3 protein-coding genes are annotated in these 3,938 nt (G+C 40.1%); 1 reads left to right on the forward strand and 2 read right to left on the reverse strand.

What is annotated here, in order from left to right; genetic code table 11:
* Positions 1-1,354 (reverse strand): ABC transporter ATP-binding protein (locus LUQ50_RS12175; protein WP_300040107.1); only part of this gene is annotated, 1,354 nt, incomplete at its 3' end.
* Between the two features lie 178 nt (positions 1,355-1,532).
* A complete protein-coding gene (locus LUQ50_RS12180) occupies positions 1,533-2,252 on the reverse strand; it encodes a response regulator transcription factor (protein WP_300040108.1) in 720 nt (239 codons plus the stop codon).
* Between the two features lie 232 nt (positions 2,253-2,484).
* Here LUQ50_RS12180 and LUQ50_RS12185 point away from each other — a divergent pair, with 232 nt between their 5' ends.
* On the forward strand, positions 2,485-3,771 hold the full coding sequence (locus LUQ50_RS12185) for an MBL fold metallo-hydrolase (RefSeq protein ID WP_300040109.1): 1,287 nt from the start codon (positions 2,485-2,487) through the stop codon (positions 3,769-3,771).
* Positions 3,772-3,938 lie beyond the last annotated feature (167 nt).

The raw sequence follows: 3,938 nt of genomic DNA on the forward strand, positions 1-3,938 counted from the left end.
GAATATTGTCCCTTATACTGGCATTAAATACAAAAGGATCCTGACCTACATAACCTACGATATCCCGATAGGTATTCACATCAAATTCTTTCAAATCAGTTCCATTGACCTGAATCGTGCCGGAATTCGGATCATATAGCCGAAGAAGAAGGCTTACAATCGTGGATTTTCCAGAGCCTGAAGGGCCCACAAGCGCAGTCATTGATCCCTTTTCAATTTTCATGGAAAGATTTTTGAGTATTTTAACATGTCCATATGAAAAAACAAGATTATCCAGAATGATATCGGAATTAATCTCATCACAAAGCAGACTTCCCTTTGTTACGTTTTCATATTTATTTTCCTGAAGAATTGAATAAACTGCTGATATATGCGGTTGATAATTTTTTAATTCCAGTTTATATGTTCCTAAATTCGTGCACTTGGGCAGTATTTTCATCATTCCCGCTGCAAAGGTTCCAAGAACAGGAATTACCGCAAGAAAATTATCTGCATAATAGATATACAGGACTAGGACAATTACCCCTATGGTGATGTAAAAAAGTGAGTTGATTGCAATAATGGGAATTCGCTGAATGAACATAAGTTCTGCATACTTGTCCCAATATATTTTTAATGCCTCAATATACTGCATACCCCAGTGATTAGAGGCATTTAACGCTTTAATTGGTTTAATTCCCGTGATATATTCGTTGATAACCTTATTCTCGGACTGACCCGACGCTATCTGTAGATTTCCAAGTTTTTCGGATATACTTTTACTTATTCCATTAATGATGAGATAAAAAATCCCTCCTCCAATCAGAACAATAATGAGTCCTCCGGGTGAAATAAAAAAAAGCATGACAATGACAAGAATTGAAGTCATCAAATCAGTACATAAACTTAACAAACGGTCATATGTCTGTTGAATATAAAAGGGACTTTGATTAAAGAGATTTATGAGATCCCCCTGCCTGCTGTCTACAAAAAATTTGTAATCATTAGAGTCTATCTTTAAGAAAATTGCCTTTTTCATTTTTACAATGATTTCTCGTTGAAAGATAAATGCGATCTTCCAGTAGAATAATTGAAGACAGAGTGATATGCCGGTAAAGATAATGAACAATAATCCCAGATGAACAAATGTCGATCCAATCGGGATAAGGTTACTAATCTTCTCTATCGCTCCATATTGGGGGATTGAATCTGCATTTATCTGAAAACCGACTGAGATCATCGGGTATAATAAAGCGATACTACCCGCATCAATCAGGCCGATAAATATGGAAACTACAATGAGAAAGATCAGATAATATTCATAATTTTTTATCAAAAAGTGGAGTTGATGAATATATTCCTTTAATGTAGTCATTGCTTAGAGAAATCTTCCTTGTGAACTACATTAAGTTGTGGGTGAATAACTCACATACCTGTAAATACTCCCTATTTTTGTCAGATCGAAATTCATATGGTGAATTTCTATCTGACGAATATAGTATACATGATAAAAACGATATTTTTAGATCTGATGTTCTCCGGTTCGCATGATATCACTCCCCATGATCCTGATATTTTCTCATACTATCATGAACCCGGTCTGATTCAACAATGTTACGGTCAAGGTTATCAATCACATCGTCAATCCGCTTCAGCTCCTTGATGATAATCTCCCCCTCCGGAACACCACTCATATCAATGAGTGATATTGCAACTGCAAGCGGATTTCTCACCTTGTCATTAATCGTCGAGAGCAGGTGGAGATTTTTTTGAATCTGGAGATCCAGTTTCCTGTTCAGGTTCTCAAGTTCACCCTGTAATTGGATGAGTGTATGATTTTGTTCACGGAGAACCTGGTTTGATCGATACAGGTGCCGGGAATAATACCCTCTTTCAATATGTGTCTGAAGCCGGGCAAGAAGAATTCGTTCGTGAAATGGTTTGATGATGTAATCTGTCCCCCCCATCTCAAATCCTGCCTCAACGTCCATATCTTCATCCTTTGCGGTAAGAAAAATAATCGGGATCTGTTTGAGGTGTTCTATCATCCTCATTTTTTTGCAGACTTCGAATCCATCCATTCCTGGCATCATGATGTCCAGCAATACCGCATCAGGACTCTTCTCTGTCGCTAGTTCCAGGGCTTTTTGACCTTCTGTTGCGGTTAGTACCTGATACCCTGCTTTTTGAAGTACATGTGCTATGATCTGCAGATTATTTTTGTTGTCATCTACGATAAGAACCTGAATTTCATCAATCCGAATTCTTTCCATCGTAATTTACCCATCCACTATATGAGAGTTATATCAGCGCTCTTCAGGTATAGGTTGAAATAATATAATGTGAATTATCAGGTAACAAGATAAACACTTGCATGGCATATACAAAGGCTTAAATTATTTTCCTTGTTAAGCCCGTCGTTTTTTTTATATTATCCCTTATGTTCAGGTGAGATTATGTTCATAAAAGAGTTTATGTGTTTACCTGTGAAATATCCCATCAGGTATGGATACAGATCCTGAAGAAGCACGGTTTAATGAGGGTCTATCCCTCATAAAATCAGGAAATATCGAAGAAGCAATAGAAATTTTCTCTGAATTGATTGAGAAGGATGAACGGAATCACCGGGTATGGAATGCGTATGGCGTTGCATTATCCCAGACCGATCGTAAAGAAAGTGCAATTCATTGCTTTGGAAATGCCCTGGCGTTGGATCCGGGAAATCCCGCATATCTTCGCAACCTAAACCGGATTTCGAACCCCTCTGAAAAAAAACCGAGACAAAAACCGGCAGAACTGACAAAAAATACGAAATATTCCCGTAATAAACCGTTACTCATCCTCATTGGTACTTGTGTCATCATCCTCATCCTATCGGTAATATTCATGTTCTCTTCCGGGTACTGGACCAGTCCATCATATGGGTTAACCCAGACATCTGTATCACCGGTTGAAACCTCATATCCATCACCAAATATCAGTAATAATTCGACAATAACGGAGAATAGTACCCCGGTTGTCACTCTTACACCCGTTCCTCAGCCCACGGAAACCAGGCATGAGAACCAGACCCCCCAGGTTATCTTCCATTTCATCGATGTAGGCCAGGGAGATGCAGCGCTGATCCAGAGCGGGGGGAAAAACATGCTGGTTGATGCAGGGTCTGCTGAATCAGGCAGGCGTCTTGTTTCCTATCTGAAAAACCTGGGTATCAAGTCACTTGATATCGTACTCATATCTCACCCGTTCGACGATCACATCGGGGGGATGACAGATATCCTGAATGCATTCCCTGTCGTGACCTACATTGATAACGGGGAGACATACTCATCGGATATATATCAGAAAGTGATAAATTTGGTAACATCCGGCCAGACCTCCCGGACAATTGCCACTGCCGGAATGAGCATACCCTTCGATAATGAGACGAGTATTGCAGTAATCGGGCCACACACCCTTTCTGGTCATCAGGATGAGGATTCCCTGGTGATGAAAGCTACCGTAGGGAATGTATCGGTATTATTCCCGGGAGATGCATCTGATGTAAAAGGCCATGCAACAATCATGAAAATTCCGAATCATGGATCCGATACTGCAATCTCCTCAATCATGAATGTTCATCCTGATGCAGCAATATTATCCCTCGGATCAGGAAACCGCTATGATTATCCCCGTTCCGTGACAATGTCAGCCCTCAATGCATCCGGATCTCGGCTTTTCCGGACTGATATGAATGGCACCGTTGTAATAACAACCGATGGAAATACCTGGAATGCAACAACAACCAGATGATACCATATTTTTGTAATATATATGGTAATCAGCCTCTTTTTTTTAGGATTAGGAATCGGCCTTTCTTTGGCAGCTCCCGTAGGCCCTGTTTCTATAATCTGCATACAGCGTACCTTAACCGGGGGAAGATTGCATGGAATTATATCCGGTCTGGGAGTCGCTGCAGC

Source organism: Methanospirillum sp. (assembly GCF_028679455.1).
Classification (GTDB): Archaea; Halobacteriota; Methanomicrobia; order Methanomicrobiales; family Methanospirillaceae; genus Methanospirillum.

Excerpts from the sequence above, each read along its gene's own strand:
- LUQ50_RS12180 (WP_300040108.1), bottom strand. The coding sequence starts at position 2,252 with ATGGAAAGAATTCGGATTGATGAAATTCAGGTTCTTATCGTAGATGAC.
- LUQ50_RS12185 (WP_300040109.1), top strand. The coding sequence starts at position 2,485 with ATGGATACAGATCCTGAAGAAGCACGGTTTAATGAGGGTCTATCCCTC.